This is a genomic window from Micromonospora sp. BL4 (assembly GCF_003667505.1).
In the GTDB taxonomy this organism is placed as follows: Bacteria; Actinomycetota; Actinomycetes; order Mycobacteriales; family Micromonosporaceae; genus Micromonospora.
The window spans coordinates 93,587-109,384 of record NZ_RCVJ01000085.1; the positions used below are offsets into that span (position 1 = coordinate 93,587).

Genomic DNA, 15,798 nt, shown 5'->3' on the forward strand with positions numbered 1-15,798 from the left:
GGTCGTTCAGCCGACCAGGTCGTCGCTGAGCTTCTCGCCCCGCCGGCGCAGCATGCCCAGCCCCGGGATGCCGGCGACGGCGAGCTTGAGGTCGCGGGTGACATCGAGCAGGTCGTGCAGGTCGGGCCCCACCCGGTCCAGGGTGGCCAGGATGGGCAGGATGTCCGCCGTCAGGTGCTGCTTGAGCTTGGGCAGCTCGTCGATCAGGCGGATCGCCGCGGTGACCTCCTCGTGGCTCAGCTCCCCGACGAACCGGTCCGCCATCGGCGCGGCCCGCCGCAGCGCCGGCTCGTACGCCGCCAGCAGCTCGGCCGCCGTGGCCGCCGCCTCGGCCGCGGTGCCCACGGTGGCCGCGGCCCGGCCCGCGACCGTCTCGGCCTCGGCGACCACCGTGCCGGCCAGGCGAGAGACCTGGTCGGCCTCCCGGACCACCACGGCTGCCGCCGTCGCCACCTCGGTGGCGGTGTCGATGGCGGTGGTCGCGGCGGCGCTGATCACGGCCACCTCGCGGACCGCCGTCTCGGCGTCGGTGAGCACCCGGTCGGTCCGGTCCAACGTCGTCTCGATCCGGTCCACCACGCCGTTGATCCGGGCCAGCAGCGCCTCCACCCCGTCCAGCACCGCGAACGCGCGGACGGGCACGGCGGCGAACGAGGCGGCCGAGCCGAGCGCCTGGTCGAGAGCGGAGCGGGTCAGGCCGACCACCGCGGAGGGTGTGGGGAGAGGAATCGCCATGCGATCAAGTGTGCGCCGACCGCACCACAACCGCCCGACGGCGGCCGGCCGGCGCGGTGGCCCCCGCCCGGCGGGTGGTCATCGGTGGTCCCCCTGCTGCTCGACGGCGCGCTGCACGGCCCGGTAGATCTGCCCGAACCGCAGCGCATCCGGAGTACGCAGCAGCAACTGCTCCCGGCCGTGGTGCTGCACCCACAACTCGTGCACGTGGCTGCCGCGCTCGTAGGAGCGGTCCAGCCAGCCGAGGGGGATCTCCAGGAACGGGGTCAACGCCAGCGCCCCCACCGCGCAGGCCGCGAGGATGATCAGCGCCATCTTCCAGTTGCCCCGGTCCTGCGCCGTGTAGGCCAGCGAGAGCACACAGACCAGCGCGACCAGCGGCGGCAGCGAGAGCAGCAGGACCAGGACGCCGCGACCGAGCACCCGGCCGCGTACGGCGAGCGTCTTCGGGCCGCGCGCGTGCCAGACGTACGTCACGTCGGAGAGGGCGACCAGGTGACCGCCCGCCCGGATCGACTCGGAGGTCACCTGCACCGCGTCGTCCCGGTAATAGAGGGTCATCACTAAGCCTAACCACCGGCAGGCAACCCACCCGTCCGGTGCGTTCCGCTCAGATCTTGGACAGTTGCCGTCCGCGCCGATCGACAAGTGTCCAAGATCTGAAAGCTGGCTAGCGGTGCGCCGCGCGCACGCGTCCGACGGGTAGCTTGTCGAGGCATGGTGCAGCAGGAGCGCAACGTCGAGGTGGTCCGCCGCTACCTGCGTACGTTCGTCACCCGGGACCTCGTCGAGCTGCGGGCGGTGGTCGCGGAGGACGTCCGGATCTACGGGTCAGGCACGAGCGTGCGGGGTCGGCATGTCGTGGAACAGGCCGTTCTCTCGCCCGGGTTGACCGTGCTCGACCAGCAGGTCATCGAACTCTTCGCGGCCGAGGACCGGGTCGTCGTCTCGCTGGCGCAGACCTACCGGCGGGACGCCACCGGCGCCACCGCCGTACAGAGCGCCTGCAAGATGTACCGGCTGGCGCAGAGCCGAATCGTCGAGTTCTGGGGCGAGCAGGACCTGTACGGCCTGTTGCGCGGGCTCGACCTGGTTCCGGACGAGCCGATCCGGTTCTGACCGTCCCCTAGCGGCGGGTGGCCGGGCGGGCCGGCTGGCTGCGCTCGACGGCGCGCTGCACCGCCCGGTAGATCTGACCGAAGCGCAGCGCGTCGCCGGTGCGCAGCAGCCGTACCGGCTGGCCGCGCCAGCGCGCCCAGATCTCCAGTTGCCGGCTGCCCCGGGCGTACGAGCGGTCCAGGTGTTCGAAGAGGAAGTCGGCGATCGGGCCGACGGCCAGCCCCACCAGCACCGACGCGCCGACGATCGCGATCGTCACGGTGGTGGAGCTGTGCAGCCAGACGGCCACGCCGATGCCGAGCACGGCCGCGACCAGCGGACCGGCCAGCGCGGCGCCGATCGCACCCCGCCCGACGAGCACCCGCCAGGAGCGACTGCCCCGGCGGTGCCAGATCATGGTGATGTCGGCCAGCGCGTAGCTGCGGCCGTCCACTCGGACGGCGGTGGAGGTGACCTGCACCGACCTGTCGTCGTAATAGGTGATCATGGCTGGACTCCCGCCCGCGGGGCTGACACCAGACTACTTACCCCAACGAGCCGGGTCGTAAGGTTGGCACGCGACTTCGACGAGGAAGTGAGGGCAGCGTGGGCGAGTTCGTTCGGCTGGAGACCAAGGACGGCATCGGCACCATCCGGCTGGAGCGGCCGCCGATGAACGCGCTCAACACCCAGGTGCAGGAGGAGTTGCGCGCCGCCGCGTCGGCGGCCACCGCCGACCCGGAGGTCCGCGCCGTCATCGTGTACGGCGGAGAGAAGGTCTTCGCCGCCGGCGCGGACATCAAGCAGATGGCCGAAATGTCCTACGTGGACATGGCCGACCGGGCCGCGAACCTGTCCAGCGCGCTCGGCGCGATCGCCCGGATTCCCAAGCCGGTGGTCGCCGCGATCACCGGCTACGCCCTCGGCGGCGGCTGCGAGCTGGCGCTGGCGTGCGACTGGCGGGTGGTGGCCGAGGACGCCAAGCTCGGCCAGCCGGAGATCAAGCTGGGCATCATTCCCGGAGCGGGCGGCACGCAGCGGCTGGCCCGGCTGGTCGGCCCGGCCCGCGCCAAGGATCTGATCATGTCCGGGCGGATGGTGGACGCCCAGGAGGCGTTGCGGATCGGCCTGGCCGACCGGGTTGTTCCGGCGGCCGAGGTGTACGAGGCGGCGGTCGCGCTGGTGCAGCCGTACGTGACCGGGCCGGTGCAGGCGCTGCGCGCGGCGAAGCTGGCGGTCGACGGTGGCCTGGACATGGACCTGAACTCGGGCCTGGCCTGGGAGAGTCAGCTCTTCGCGGCGCTGTTCGCCACCGATGACCGCCGCGAGGGCATGGCGGCGTTCGTCGAGAAGCGCAAGCCGGGCTTCACGGGCCGCTGAGTGGCTCGGGCCGGCGGTCCGCGCCGCCGGCCCGACAGTGAGCCGAGAACGGTTCACATTCTGCCTACCGGCCAGTAGCGTGGGCCTCCGGTCTGAAGCGACGAAGGGGAGCGGCGATGACGGAGCGGGTCGAAGGTCACGGCGGGGAGCTCGCGCTCGCGGCGCTGCGGGCGCACGGGGTGCGCGAGATGTTCACCCTCTCGGGCGGGCACGTCTTCCCGCTCTACGACGCCGCGCACAAGACCGGCTTCCCGATCTACGACGTCCGGCACGAGCAGTCCGCCGTCTTCGCCGCCGAGGCGGTGGCCAAGCTCCAGCGTCGTCCCGGCCTCGCCGTGCTCACCGCCGGTCCCGGCGTCACCAACGGCATCTCGGGCATGACCAGCGCCTTCTTCAACGCCTCCCCGGTGCTGGTGCTCGGGGGCAGGGCGCCCGCGTTCCGCTGGGGCTCGGGCAGCCTCCAGGAAATGGACCACCTGCCGCTGGTGGCCCCGGTCACCAAGCACGCCGAGACGGTGTTCAGCACCGACGACATCCCCCGCGCGGTGGGCGCGGCGCTCACCGCGGCGCTCACCCCGCACCGCGGCCCGGCCTTCCTGGACTTCCCGCTGGAGACGGTCTTCTCGGTCGCCGAGGCCGACGTGTCCGCCCCGGGCGGCATCGACCCGGTCGAGCCGGACCCGGAGGAGGTCGCCCGGGCCGCGACGCTGATCGCCGGGGCGCAGCGGCCGGTCATCATCGCCGGGTCCGACGTGTACGCCGGCGACGCGGTCGCCGCGCTGCGTGAGGCGGCCGAGGCGTTGCAGGTGCCGGTCTTCACCAACGGGATGGGTCGCGGCTCGCTCCCGCCGGAGCACCCGCTCGCCTTCGCCAAGGCCCGCCGGGCCGCGCTCTCCGGCGCCGACGTGGTCGTGGTGGTCGGCACCCCGCTGGACTTCCGGCTCAGCTTCGGTGACTTCGGTGACGCCAAGGTGGTGCACATCGTCGACGCGCCCAGCCAGCGCGCCGGGCACGTGCAACCGGCCGCCGCACCCGCCGGCGACCTGCGCCTGATCCTCTCCGCGCTGGCCGACCACACCGGCGACCGCGCCGACCACACCGACTGGATCGCCGACCTGCGCACCGCCGAGGACGTGGCCCGGGCCCGCGACGCGGCCGAGATGGCCGCCGAGACCGACCCGATCCGTCCAGCCCGGATCTACGGCGAGCTGCGTCGGGTCCTGGCCCGCGACGCGATCACCATCGGCGACGGCGGTGACTTCGTCTCGTACGCCGGTCGGTACCTGGAGCCGGCGCAGCCCGGCACCTGGCTGGACCCGGGCCCGTACGGCTGCCTGGGCACCGGCATGGGCTACGCGATGGGCGCCCGGGTCAGCCACCCGGACCGGCAGATCTGCGTGCTGATGGGTGACGGGGCCGCCGGCTTCTCGCTGATGGACGTCGAGTCGCTGGTCCGCCAGAAGCTGCCGGTCGTGATCGTCGTCGGCAACAACGGCATCTGGGGTCTGGAGAAGCACCCGATGCGGGCCATGTACGGCTACGACGTGGCGGCCGACCTCCAGCCGGAGCTGCGCTACGACACGGTGGTCAGCGCGCTCGGCGGCGCGGGGGAGACGGTCGCCAAGGCCGCCGACCTCGGGCCGGCCCTGCAGCGGGCGTTCGACGCCGGAGTGCCGTACCTGGTCAACGTGCTCACCGACCCGACCGACGCGTACCCCCGGTCGTCGAACCTGGCCTGAGTCGCACCCGCCGCCGCGCCGTCGCCCCAGCGGGCGGCGGCGCGGCGTCGTCCGGCAGCTAAATCAGCGGAATGTCGGCGCCGGTCGTCGTAACGTCAGCCGGGGACCGGCGGGGATGTCAGACCTGTCGCCCATGGTGGTGTCACCACCGGAGACGACAGGGAGTTGCGATGGACTACGCGATCCGCGCCGAGGGTCTGGTGCGGCGTTTTGGCGCCACCACCGCCCTCGCCGGCGTTGATCTGGCGGTCCCGACCGGGACCGTCTTCGGCCTGCTCGGGCCGAACGGCGCCGGCAAGACCACCGCGGTGCGGGTGCTCGCCACCCTGCTGCGCGCCGACGAGGGCCGGGCCACGGTCGGCGGCTTCGACGTCGTCCGCGACGCCCATCAGGTGCGTCAACTGATCGGCCTGACCGGCCAGTACGCATCGGTCGACGAGACCCTGACCGGCGCGGAGAATCTGCTGCTGATCGGCCGGCTGCTCGGGCTGGGCCGGGCCGACGCCAAGCAGCGCGCCCGTCAACTGCTCGCCGACTTCCAGCTCAGCGACGCCGCCGACCGGGCCGCGAAGACCTTCTCCGGCGGCATGCGGCGCCGGCTGGATCTCGCCGCCAGCCTGGTCGGCCGGCCGCAGGTGCTCTTCCTCGACGAACCGACCACCGGCCTGGATCCGCGCAGCCGCAACGACCTGTGGGACATCGTCCGCGCCCTGGTGTCCGACGGGGTGACGGTGCTGCTCACCACGCAGTACCTGGAGGAGGCCGACCAGCTCGCCGGGGAGATCGCGGTGGTCGACCACGGGCGGGTGATCGCGCAGGGCACGCCGGAGGAGCTGAAGGCCAAGACCGGCGGTCAGACCCTCACCGTGCGACCGGCCGACCTCGCCGACCTGGGCGCCGTGACCACCATCGCCCACGCGGTGTCCGGCGCGTCTCCCGAGGTTGCCCAGAACGCGGTCACCGTCGCGGTGAACGATCCCGGTGTGTTGCCGGCGGTGGTGAGTCGCCTCGACGCGGCCGAGATCGCGGTCGCCGAGCTGGCGTTGCGCGGCGCCAGTCTGGACGAGGTCTTCCTCTCTCTCACCGGCCACCGGGCCGAGGACGCCCCGGCCGGCACCGACCTGGAAAGGACGCCGGCATGACGGCCGCCACTCTCGCCCCTGCGTCGACGCCGGCCCGCCGGCTCAGTCCCGTCGCCGGGTTGCGGCACACCTTCACGCTGGCCTGGCGCAGCCTGGTGCAGATCAAGCACAACCCGATGGAGCTGCTCGACCTGAGCATCCAGCCGGTGATGTTCGTGCTGCTGTTCACGTACGTCTTCGGCACCGCCATCGCCGGGTCCTCCGGCGAGTACCTCACCTTCATGCTGCCCGGCATCATGGTGCAGAACGCGCTCTTCGCCACCATGACGACCGGGTTCGGGCTGAACAACGACCTCACCAAGGGCGTCTTCGACCGGCTCCGGGCGCTGCCCATCGCCCGGTGGGCGCCGCTGGCCGGCCGGATCCTCGCCGACACCGTCAAGCAGGCCTGGTCGATCGCGCTGCTGCTCGGCGTCGGAGCGATCCTGGGCTTCCGGGTCGGCAATGGGCTGCTCGGGGTGGTCGGGGCGTTCGCGCTGCTGCTGGCGTTCACGCTGGCCGCGTCCTGGATCTCGGTGCTGGTCGGGGTGCTGGTGAGCGAGCCGGACAAGGTGCAGATCTTCGGCTTCATGGTGATCTTCCCGCTGACCTTCACCAGCAACATCTTCGTGCCCACCGACCGGATGCCCGGCTGGCTGCAGAACTGGGTGGAGGTCAACCCGGTGACCGTGGTGGCCGACGCGCTACGCGGCCTCCTGGTCGGCGGTCCGGTCGCCGGCCCGGTGCTCCAGACGCTGCTCTGGGGCGCCGGCATCGCGGTGATCTTCGCTCCGCTGGCGGTGCGTGGGCTCAAGCGTCGGGTGTGACCCGCGGGCGGGTCTCACACCTCCGGCCGGTCACCCTCGCGCGGCGGCTCGCCGTCGCGGTGGCGCAGGTCGTCCTCGCGCCGGCGCAGGTCTTCCTCCCAGCGGCGGAAGAGCTCCTGGTCCTGCTGCTGCGAGCGCTCCTGCACAGAGCGGAGGAACTCCGGGTCGTCGTCGGGGGCGACCGGGCGGCGGCGCTCGGCGGGGCGGTTGCCGGTCGGCCAGGCCTTGCGGGCGCCGGAGCCGGGCTCCCGGCCGGCGACGAACCAGGCGATCGAGCCGACCAGCGGGAAGAACAAGATGATCAGCACCCAGGCGATCCGGGGCAGGGCGCGGATCTGGCCCTCCTCGGCGGAGAGACAGCTGATCAGCGCGCAGACGGCGAGGACGATCTGCACCAGGAAGAGGAGTACGTACAGCCGGGCCATGCACCCATCATGGCGCACCCGGTCCCGTCACCACAGTCCGCGGACCACCAGCAGCGCACCGAGCAGCGCGAGCCCGGCGATGGCCAGGGCGACCAGGGGCAGTGTCCGACCGCCGGTGCGCGCCGGTCCCGTGCCGGTGCCTCGCGGCCAGCACAGCACGAGCACGGCCCCCCAGAGCAGCACGGCGGCGCCGGCGATCAGCGCGCCGCTCGGGTCGCCGGTCGAGCCCAGCCGGACGGCCAGCGCGGTCACGACGGTCAGCGCCAGCGCCGTCCGTCGCCACGCCAGCCGGGTCCGCTCCGGTTGCAGCCCGGGGTCGCGCCCGCCGTGCGCCGCCCGGCCCGGCTCGCCGGTCACGATTCGCCGATCGCCCGGACCAGCACCGCGACCACCAGCAGCGCCGCGCCAGCACCGACGGCGAGGGCGAGGATGGCGGGGAAACGGGAGGCGGGCAGCTCCTGACCGAGCCGGATGGCCCGTTCGGTCCGCGCCCAGTGGTCCACCGCGCGGACGGCGACGGCGCCGCCGAGCAGCAGCAGCGCGACGGAGATCGCCTCCCGCAGGTGGGCCAGCGGCAGCGGCGGCAGGAACTGCGCGGTGGCCAGGCCCCCGCCGACCAGCGCCAGGCCGGTGCGCAGCCAGGCGAGGAAGGTGCGCTCGTTGGCCAGGGAGAAGCGGTAGTCGGGTGGTTCGCCGACCGAGCGTAGGTCCGCCGGGTCGAACCACCGCCTGATCGCTTCCCGCACGCTGCCGATTATCCGCTTGTCCTGCCGCTTAACCTGAGCCGGTGACCGACCTTGACGTGATGACCTTGCGCGCCGCCTACGACAACCAGCTCCGCCCGGAGATCCCGGACCCGGTTCCGGCCGGGGTGACGGTGGAGCGGGACGGGCCGTTGGTCCGGATCATCGGGCTCGACGCCGGTGGCTTCCTCACCTACCGCGACCTGGGTGGGTTGACCGGCGACGCGCTGGACGAGCTGATCGCCCGTCAGGTGGAGCTGTTCCGCCAGCGTGGCCAGTCGGTGGAGTGGAAGCTCAACGAGCACGACGAGCCGGCGGACCTGGCGGACCGGTTGCGCGCCGCCGGCTTCGTGGCCGAGGAGCGGGAGACCGTCGTGGTCGGGCCGGTCGCGCCGCTGGCCGCCGCGCTGCCGGTCACACCCGAGGGGGTACGCCTGCGTGAGGTGACCTCCCGGGCCGACCTGGAGCGGATCGCCGCCATGGAGGAGGAGGTCTGGCAGGAGGACCGCTCGCACCTCGTCTGGGGGCTGGCCAAGGAGATCGACGCCGACCCGCACTCGATCACCGTGGTGGTGGCCGAGACGGACGAGACGGTGGTGAGCGCCGGCTGGGTGCGCTTCCCGGCGAACACCGGCTTCGCCACCCTCTGGGGCGGGTCGACCCTGCCGCAGTGGCGTCGCAAGGGCATCTACCGGGCGCTGGTCACCTACCGGGCGCGGCTGGCCGACCAGCGGGACCGGACGCTGCTGCAGGTCGACGCGTCCGAGGACAGCCGGCCGATCCTTCAGCGGCTCGGCCTCGTCCCGGTCACCACCACCACCCCGTACGTCTACACTCCGTGATCATGGAGCAGCGGTTGACGGACGAGGAGCGGCTGATTCTCAAGACAGGCGCGTTCGGGGCCGTCTTCCTGGTCTCGAACGCCGATCCGGGCATGCTGGGCGTGATCCGGGAGAGCGTCGCCGCCTCCGGCGCGTTGGCCGACGCCAGCGGGGTGGTCAAGGAGGCGTTGACCAGCGGTCCACTGCCCCGGCTGCCCCGGGATTCCCAGTTGGAGATCGAGTCGGTGGTGCTGCCGGCTCTCGACCGGGCGTTGCGGATCCTGCGGGAGAAGTCACCGGCGGACGTGGACGCGTACCGGGCGGTGGTGTTGACCGCGGCGGACCGGGTGGCCCGGGCGCACGACGGGGTGGCCCCGGAGGAAGCGGCGGTCATCGACCGGATCCGGGGCGCGTTGGCCGACCCGGCCTGACCGGCGCGCGCCGCTGTCGGCATCGGTGAGCTGTGTCACTCTGAGTGCCTCGGGGGCGGCAACCTACTGGCAGGTAACATTGCGCCGTGGGCAACCGCACAGCAGCCTGCGGTTGACCGGGCGTCGACCGACGCGCGAGGCTGCGCCCGAGACCGGGCGAGCCAATCGCAACACCACACAGGAGGGTCGTCGAAGCGCGATGAATATCGTCGTACTCGTCAAGCAGGTGCCTGATTCGGGCGCGGACCGCAACCTGCGCAATGACGACAACACCGTCGACCGCGGTTCGGCGAACAACGTGATCAACGAGATGGACGAGTACGCCATCGAGGAGGCGCTGAAGATCAAGGAAGCGCACGGTGGCGAGGTCACCATCCTGACCATGGGTCCGGACCGGGCGACCGAGTCGATCCGCAAGGCGCTCTCCATGGGCCCGGACAAGGCCGTGCACGTGGTGGACGACGCCCTGCACGGTTCCTGCGCGGTGGCCACCTCGAAGGTGCTCGCCGCCGCCCTCGGTCAGCTCAACGCCGACCTGGTGATCTGCGGCGCCGAGTCCACCGACGGCCGGGTCCAGGTCATGCCGCACATGATCGCCGAGCGACTGGGCGTCGCGGCGCTCACCGGCGCCCGCAAGCTCACCGTCGACGGCGCCACGCTGACCGTCGAGCGGCAGACCGAGGAGGGCTACGAGGTCGTCACCGCCTCCACCCCGGCCGTGGTCTCCGTCTGGGACACCATCAACGAGCCGCGCTACCCCTCGTTCAAGGGCATCATGGCGGCCAAGAAGAAGCCGGTGCAGTCGCTCTCCCTGGCCGACCTCGGTGTCGCACCGACCGAGGTGGGCGTCGACGGCGCCACCAGCGCCGTGATCGAGCACACCAAGCGCCCGCCGCGCTCCGGCGGCGCCAAGATCACCGACGAGGGCGAGGGCGGCGTCAAGCTGGTCGAGTTCCTCGCTACCGAGAAGTTCGTGTGAGAGCGGGGTCTGGACATGTCTGAGGTTCTCGTCGTCGTCGAAGCCACCAAGGAATTCGGCGTCAAGAAGGTCACCCTGGAGATGCTCACCCTCGCGCGCGAGCTGGGCACCCCGAGCGCCGTGGTGCTCGGCGGCGCCGGCGCCGCGGAGGCGCTGAGCGCCAAGCTGGGCGAGTACGGCGCGGAGAAGATCTACGCCGCCGAGGGTGACGAGATCGACGGCTACCTGGTGGCTCCCAAGGCCACCGTGCTGGCCGAGCTGGTCCAGCGGGTGCAGCCGGCCGCCGTGCTGCTGGCGTCGGCGCAGGAGGGCAAGGAGATCGCCGCCCGGCTCGCCGTCAAGCTGGACAACGGCATCCTGACCGACGTTGTCGGCCTGGACGCCGACGGCACCGCCACGCAGGTCGCGTTCGCCGGTTCCACCATCGTCAAGTCCAAGGTCACCAGGGGTCTGCCGCTGGTCACCGTCCGGCCCAACTCGGTCAACCCGACCCCGGCGGCGGCCACCCCGGCGATCGAGCAGCTCACCGTGTCGGTCACCGACACCGACAAGCTGGCGAAGGTCGTCGACCGGGTCGCCGAGCAGAAGGGCTCCCGCCCCGAGCTGACCGAGGCCGGCGTGGTCGTTTCCGGTGGTCGCGGCGTCGGCAACGCCGACAACTTCAAGCTGGTCGAGGAGCTGGCCGACCTGCTCGGCGGCGCCGTCGGCGCGTCCCGCGCCGCGGTCGACTCCGGCTTCTACCCGCACCAGTTCCAGGTGGGCCAGACCGGTAAGACGGTCTCCCCGCAGCTCTACGTCGCACTCGGCATCTCCGGTGCCATCCAGCACCGCGCCGGCATGCAGACCTCGAAGACGATCGTCGCGGTCAACAAGGACGGCGAGGCGCCGATCTTCGAGCTGGCCGACTTCGGCGTGGTGGGAGACCTGTTCAAGGTCGTCCCGCAGGCCGCCGAGGAGATCCGCAAGCGCAAGTGACGCGTACCGACGAAGCCGCCGCCCGTGCTCCGGGCGGCGGCTTCGTCGCGTCCTGGTGGGAAAGGGAGCTGATCGGCGGGCCGGGGAGCTGAGCCGGCCCGCCGATCAGCCCGTCAGGGTGCCCCTCAGCAGGCTGTCGCCGGAGTGGGCGGGCTTGTTGTCGTACTGCTCGGCGGAGACGTCGACCACCGAATAGCTGCGCAGGTCGACGTTCGGGGGCAGTGGGAGCAGGGCGTCCGAGCCGCCGCCGAGAGTGCCGACCGAGAACATCTGCATCGTCGTCGGGTTGATGAGCCAGACCTCGTAGTACCCCGGCACGCGCGGGAGATTCGCCACGTGCAGATGTAGTTGGCCGTTCTGGAAAACCCGGGCGTCACCCTCGGCCGTCGGTGGCGTCGATCCGTACGCCGCCAGCGGCGCACTGGCCACCACCGCCTGCGTCGGTGCGGGCGTCGGCTCGTCCGATCCCAGCACGGCGACCGTGCCCAGCACACCGATCGCCGCGGCGGCGGCCGCGGTCGCCGCGGTGGCCGCCCAGCGGGACCAGCCACCGCGCCGGCGGCCCCGGGACCGGCCCGCCGTCCCCGTGCCGGCCGGTCCCGGCGGCGTGCCCGTGCCGGCCGGTCCCGGCGGCGGCGTCGCGCCGGCCGACCGGTCGTCGACCTGCTGCCGGTGGGTCAGCGACGGCAGGCCCTCCGCCGCCCTGATCTCCGCCGTGATGCCCTGCCAGACGTGCTCCGGCGGGTCGGGCAGGTCGGCCAGCCCCTGCGTCTCCGCGCCGAGCCCGGCCACCTGCTGGAGGGTCTCCATCTCCAGTCGGCAGTGCGCGCAGGTGTCGAGGTGAGTGCTCTCCCCGTTGGCCGCCTCGCTCTCACCGAGCGCCAGAAAGACCAGCCGGTCGTGGTCCAGGTGCTGCACCGTCCACCTCCCATCTGCGTTTCAAGCTCGCCATGCCGCGCCGGATGTGACTCTTCACGGTGCCCAGGGGCACGCCCGTCACCGTGGCTATCTGCTGGTGTGTCAGGTCGTCGTAGAACGCCAGCTCCAGCATGCGTCGTTGGTCGTCCGGCAGGCGGGCCAGCTCGTCCGCGACCACCAGCCGATCGACCACCCGGTCCGGATCGGGACCGGTCTGCGCCGGCTCGGGCAGCTGACGGACCGTCTCGACCACCCGGGTCTCCCGGGCCGCGGCCCGCATCCGGTCGATCACCTTGCGCCGGCCGATGCCGAGCAGCCAACCGATCAGCGAACCCTTGGCCGGATCGAAGGTCTCCCGCCCCAGCCAGGCGGCGACGAACGTCGCCTGGGTCACGTCCTCGGCGTCGCTGCGGTTGGCCAGCATCGAGGTGGCCAGGTGCAGCACGGCCCGGCCGTACCGGTCGTACGCCGCGCGGAGCGCGACCTCGTCGCCAGCACAAAACCGGAGGGCGAGGTCGTCCACCGGGGGGTCCGGTTCCTGTCCTGACGCCGTCATCGAGCAGCTCGCCTTCGATGGGGCATGCCCGACTGTAACTCCCACAGCCTCCGCCCCACTCTCCCCGTCGATGTCATCTCACCCAGCTCTTCGTCCGCCGGGGCCCCTGCGGATGCGGACGGGGCCGGAAAAGAAATCACCTCCGGGTCGCATCCACCCGTCGCGGAGCCGGCGTAACCCGTTCTGCAAGCCAGGCCTGACGAATCAGCACCAATCACCAGGAGGCAGACATGAAGCTCTCGTACTTCCGTCGGGTCGCCGCAGGTGGCGCCGTCGCCGCGCTGGCATTCACCGGCGTCGGCTCGTTCACCGCCACCCCCGCCTACGCCGCCACGTCGAAGGTCTCCGTCGTGCACGGCATCCCGGACACCCCGGTGGACGTCTACGTCAACGGCGAGAAGACCCTGGACAACTTCAAGCCCGGTGACGTGGCCGGCCCGCTCAACCTGGAGGAGGGCGCGTACGACATCGCGCTCACCAAGCCCGGCGAGCCGGTCGGCAGCGCGATCCTCAAGGTCGACAACGCCGCGGTTCCGGGTGGGGCGAACATCAGCATCGCGGCCCACCTCGACGCCGCCGGCCAGCCGAAGATCACCCCGTTCGTCAACGACGTCTCGAAGGTCGACGCCGGCAAGGCCCGGCTGATCGTCCGGCACACCGCCGCCGCCCCGGAGGTGGACGTGCGGGCCGGTGGCACCCCGGTCTTCGAGGGCCTGACCAACCCGAACGAGGCCAAGGGCGACGTCGACGCGGGCAGCGTGCAGGCGGACGTGGTGCTGGCCGGCACCGACACCGTGGCCATCGGCCCGGCGGACCTGAACCTCAAGGAGGGCACCGCGACGATCGTCTACGCGATCGGCTCCGCCGAGGGCAAGACCCTCGACGTGGTGGCCCAGACCATCACCGGCCTGCACTCCGCCCCGGGCGGCGTGCCGAGCGGTGACGGCGGGCAGGCCGGCACGGGCGTGGACACCTGGTGGTACGGGCTCACCGGCGCCGGCGTCCTGCTGCTGCTCGGCGGCGGTGTGCGGATGGCCTCCGCGCGGACCGGCCGCAAGTGACGGTGCGCAACCGCGGCGCGCTGGCGGCCATGGCTGCCGGCGTTGCCGCGCTCACCGTCGCGACCCTGGTGGCGTGCGGCTCCCAGCCCGCCGACGACGTGGGCACCGAGGAGGCGACCGCGCTGGCCAGCGCCACTCCGAGCCCGCCGGCCGCCGCCGCTGTCCCGTCCGTCCCGGTGACCACCGGGGAGTTGCCGGCCGACGCGGCGACCGTCCCGCCGGTCCGGCTGGTGATCCCGCAGCTCGACGTCACCGCCACGGTCAACGCGGTCGGCATCAACGAGCGGACCGACGAGTTCGAGGTGCCGCCGAGCGTCGACCAGATCGGCTGGTACCGCTACGGCCCCGGCCTGGAGGCGGACGCCGGCTCGGTGGTCATCGCCGGTCACGTGGACAGCGCCAAGCAGGGCAAGGGGGCGTTCTTCCGGCTGCGCGAGCTGGACCAGGGCGACACCCTGACCGCCACCGGCAGCGACGGCAGGGCACGTCAGTACCGGGTCGTCGCCCGGGAGGAGTACGCGAAGACGAAGATCCCGTTGGACCGGTACTTCGCCCGGGACGGCAAGCCGCGCCTGACCCTGATCACCTGCGGTGGGCCGTTCGACGCGGAGACGCGCCGGTACCGCGACAACATCGTCGTCACCGCGGTGCCGGCCTGAGCCCGGACGGCTTCTCACGTGCCTGCCGGGGCGGGGCGGGTTGTGCCCTCCCCGCCCCGGCATCACCGCGTCGAGCGCGGGCCGCGGGCGCGCCGTTCACCGGGGTCCCCTCCGCCATCCGGTCCCCGCCCGGTCAGCCGTAGGCTGAGCGGTGATGGCTTACCTGGATCACGCGGCGACCACTCCGATGCTCGACGAGGCACTGGAGGCGTACGTCGCCACCGCCCGCGAGGTCGGCAACGCGTCCTCCCTGCACGCGGCGGGTCGCCGTGCCCGCCGCCGGGTCGAGGAGTCGCGCGAGCGGGTGGCCGCGGTGCTGGGCGCCCGGCCGTCCGAAGTGATCTTCACCGGTGGCGGTACGGAGAGCGACAACCTCGCGGTCAAGGGCATCTTCTGGGCGCGGCGCGGAGCCGGCCCCGACCGCCGGAGGGTGGTCTCCAGCGCCGTCGAGCACCACGCGGTGCTGGACGCGGTGGACTGGCTGGCCCAGCACGAGGGGGCCGAGGTCGGCTGGTTGCCGGTGGACGCCGCCGGTCGGCTCGACCCGACCGACCTGCGTGCCGAGCTGGCCGCGCACGCCGACCGGGTGGCCGTGGTCACGGCGATGTGGGCGAACAACGAGGTGGGCACCGTCCAGCCGGTGGCCGAGCTGGCCGCCGTCGCCGCCGAGCACGGTGTGCCGTTCCACACCGACGCCATCCAGGCGGTCGGGCAGGTGCCGGTCGACTTCGCCGCGAGCGGGGTCGCTGCGCTGACCGTCACCGGGCACAAGCTGGGCGGCCCGACCGGGGTGGGCGCCCTGCTGCTCGCCCGGGACGTGGCGGCCACGCCGCTGCTGCACGGCGGCGGGCAGGAACGCGACGTCCGCTCCGGCACCCTGGACACCGCCGGCATCGTCGCCTTCGCGGTCGCCGTCGAGGCGGCGGTGAAGGGCCAGCAGGAGTACGCGGCCCGGGTGGCCGCGCTCCGCGACGACCTGATCGAGCGGGTCCGCCGCGCGGTGCCCGAGGTGGTCTACAACGGCGACCCGGTCGACCGGCTGCCCGGCAACGCGCACTTCTCCTTCCCCGGCTGCGAGGGCGACGCCCTGCTGCTCCTGCTCGACGCCCAGGGAATCGCCTGCTCGACGGGTTCGGCCTGCTCAGCAGGGGTGGCCCAGCCCTCGCACGTGCTGCTCGCCATGGGCGCCGACGACGACCGCGCCCGCTCCTCGCTGCGCTTCACCCTCGGCCACACCAGCACCCAGGCCGACATCGACGCCCTGATCGCGGCCCTCCCGGCCGCCGTAGACCGCGCCCGCCGAGCCGCCGCCCTCCGCACCCCCCGCTAA

Annotated in this window: 20 protein-coding genes; 12 read left to right on the plus strand and 8 right to left on the minus strand. The window is 72.6% G+C overall.

Annotated elements, in window-relative coordinates; genetic code table 11:
* Positions 1–6: 6 nt before the first annotated feature.
* Complete coding sequence (locus EAD89_RS07920; RefSeq protein ID WP_121675260.1) at positions 7–735, minus strand: hypothetical protein; 729 nt, start codon at positions 733–735, stop codon at positions 7–9.
* Between the two features lie 78 nt (positions 736–813).
* Positions 814–1,296, minus strand: coding sequence for a DUF6232 family protein (locus EAD89_RS07925; protein ID WP_121652405.1), 483 nt, complete (start codon positions 1,294–1,296; stop codon positions 814–816).
* Positions 1,297–1,452: 156 nt separating this feature from the next.
* Between EAD89_RS07925 and EAD89_RS07930 the strand changes: the two genes are divergently transcribed.
* Positions 1,453–1,854 (plus strand): nuclear transport factor 2 family protein, encoded by a 402-nt coding sequence (locus tag EAD89_RS07930; RefSeq protein ID WP_121675261.1) that lies wholly within the window; start codon positions 1,453–1,455, stop codon positions 1,852–1,854.
* Positions 1,855–1,861: 7 nt separating this feature from the next.
* On the opposite strand, the gene EAD89_RS07935 is transcribed toward EAD89_RS07930, so the two are convergent.
* Positions 1,862–2,341, minus strand: a complete 480-nt coding sequence (locus EAD89_RS07935) for a DUF6232 family protein (RefSeq protein WP_121675262.1) — start codon at positions 2,339–2,341, stop codon at positions 1,862–1,864.
* 98 nt (positions 2,342–2,439) lie between these two features.
* Here EAD89_RS07935 and EAD89_RS07940 point away from each other — a divergent pair, with 98 nt between their 5' ends.
* From EAD89_RS07940 to EAD89_RS07955, 4 genes are all read left to right on the plus strand, one after another.
* A complete protein-coding gene (locus EAD89_RS07940; protein ID WP_121652407.1) occupies positions 2,440–3,213 on the plus strand; it encodes an enoyl-CoA hydratase/isomerase family protein in 774 nt (257 codons plus the stop codon).
* A 116-nt stretch (positions 3,214–3,329) separates the two neighbouring features.
* On the plus strand, positions 3,330–4,952 hold the full coding sequence (locus EAD89_RS07945; RefSeq protein ID WP_121675263.1) for an acetolactate synthase: 1,623 nt from the start codon (positions 3,330–3,332) through the stop codon (positions 4,950–4,952).
* Positions 4,953–5,122: 170 nt separating this feature from the next.
* Positions 5,123–6,094, plus strand: coding sequence for an ATP-binding cassette domain-containing protein (locus EAD89_RS07950; protein WP_121675264.1), 972 nt, complete (start codon positions 5,123–5,125; stop codon positions 6,092–6,094).
* The gene (locus EAD89_RS07955; RefSeq protein WP_121675265.1) at positions 6,091–6,900 is read left to right on the plus strand and encodes an ABC transporter permease; all 810 of its coding nucleotides are present in this window, start codon (positions 6,091–6,093) and stop codon (positions 6,898–6,900) included. The genes EAD89_RS07950 and EAD89_RS07955 overlap by 4 nt, the downstream gene beginning before the upstream one ends.
* A 14-nt stretch (positions 6,901–6,914) precedes the next feature.
* Here the strand turns inward: EAD89_RS07955 and EAD89_RS07960 are convergent, their stop codons facing one another.
* Genes EAD89_RS07960 through EAD89_RS07970 form a run of 3 tightly spaced genes read right to left on the minus strand, consistent with a single transcriptional unit; the run spans position 6,915 to position 8,071 of the window.
* A complete protein-coding gene (locus EAD89_RS07960; RefSeq protein WP_121675266.1) occupies positions 6,915–7,325 on the minus strand; it encodes a PLD nuclease N-terminal domain-containing protein in 411 nt (136 codons plus the stop codon).
* Positions 7,326–7,352: 27 nt separating this feature from the next.
* Positions 7,353–7,682 carry a DUF202 domain-containing protein gene (locus tag EAD89_RS07965; protein ID WP_121675267.1) on the minus strand — a complete coding sequence of 110 codons (330 nt, stop codon included), beginning with the start codon at positions 7,680–7,682 and terminating at the stop codon, positions 7,353–7,355.
* Entirely contained in the window at positions 7,679–8,071 is a 393-nt protein-coding gene (locus EAD89_RS07970; protein ID WP_121652413.1) for a YidH family protein, read from the minus strand. Before EAD89_RS07970 ends, EAD89_RS07965 begins: the two co-directional genes overlap by 4 nt.
* Before the next feature lie 41 nt (positions 8,072–8,112).
* Here EAD89_RS07970 and EAD89_RS07975 point away from each other — a divergent pair, with 41 nt between their 5' ends.
* The 4 genes from EAD89_RS07975 to EAD89_RS07990 all read left to right on the plus strand — a co-directional run bounded on the left by EAD89_RS07975 (position 8,113) and on the right by EAD89_RS07990 (position 11,274).
* On the plus strand, positions 8,113–8,910 hold the full coding sequence (locus tag EAD89_RS07975) for a GNAT family N-acetyltransferase (protein ID WP_121675268.1): 798 nt from the start codon (positions 8,113–8,115) through the stop codon (positions 8,908–8,910).
* Positions 8,907–9,320, plus strand: coding sequence for a hypothetical protein (locus EAD89_RS07980; protein WP_121675269.1), 414 nt, complete (start codon positions 8,907–8,909; stop codon positions 9,318–9,320). Before EAD89_RS07975 ends, EAD89_RS07980 begins: the two co-directional genes overlap by 4 nt.
* A gap of 199 nt (positions 9,321–9,519) precedes the next feature.
* Entirely contained in the window at positions 9,520–10,299 is a 780-nt protein-coding gene (locus EAD89_RS07985) for an electron transfer flavoprotein subunit beta/FixA family protein (protein ID WP_121652416.1), read from the plus strand.
* 15 nt (positions 10,300–10,314) lie between these two features.
* Positions 10,315–11,274, plus strand: coding sequence for an electron transfer flavoprotein subunit alpha/FixB family protein (locus EAD89_RS07990; protein WP_121675270.1), 960 nt, complete (start codon positions 10,315–10,317; stop codon positions 11,272–11,274).
* A gap of 105 nt (positions 11,275–11,379) precedes the next feature.
* Here the strand turns inward: EAD89_RS07990 and EAD89_RS07995 are convergent, their stop codons facing one another.
* Together EAD89_RS07995 and EAD89_RS08000 are read right to left on the minus strand one after the other, a co-directional pair.
* On the minus strand, positions 11,380–12,192 hold the full coding sequence (locus tag EAD89_RS07995) for an anti-sigma factor (RefSeq protein WP_121675271.1): 813 nt from the start codon (positions 12,190–12,192) through the stop codon (positions 11,380–11,382).
* Positions 12,146–12,748, minus strand: coding sequence for an RNA polymerase sigma factor (locus EAD89_RS08000; protein WP_121675272.1), 603 nt, complete (start codon positions 12,746–12,748; stop codon positions 12,146–12,148). The genes EAD89_RS07995 and EAD89_RS08000 overlap by 47 nt, the downstream gene beginning before the upstream one ends.
* Before the next feature lie 230 nt (positions 12,749–12,978).
* Here EAD89_RS08000 and EAD89_RS08005 point away from each other — a divergent pair, with 230 nt between their 5' ends.
* The 3 genes from EAD89_RS08005 to EAD89_RS08015 all read left to right on the plus strand — a co-directional run bounded on the left by EAD89_RS08005 (position 12,979) and on the right by EAD89_RS08015 (position 15,798).
* Positions 12,979–13,809 carry a DUF4397 domain-containing protein gene (locus EAD89_RS08005; protein ID WP_121675273.1) on the plus strand — a complete coding sequence of 277 codons (831 nt, stop codon included), beginning with the start codon at positions 12,979–12,981 and terminating at the stop codon, positions 13,807–13,809.
* A complete protein-coding gene (locus tag EAD89_RS08010) occupies positions 13,806–14,468 on the plus strand; it encodes a class F sortase (RefSeq protein ID WP_121675274.1) in 663 nt (220 codons plus the stop codon). Before EAD89_RS08005 ends, EAD89_RS08010 begins: the two co-directional genes overlap by 4 nt.
* Positions 14,469–14,622: 154 nt before the next feature.
* The gene (locus EAD89_RS08015) at positions 14,623–15,798 is read left to right on the plus strand and encodes a cysteine desulfurase family protein (RefSeq protein ID WP_121675275.1); all 1,176 of its coding nucleotides are present in this window, start codon (positions 14,623–14,625) and stop codon (positions 15,796–15,798) included.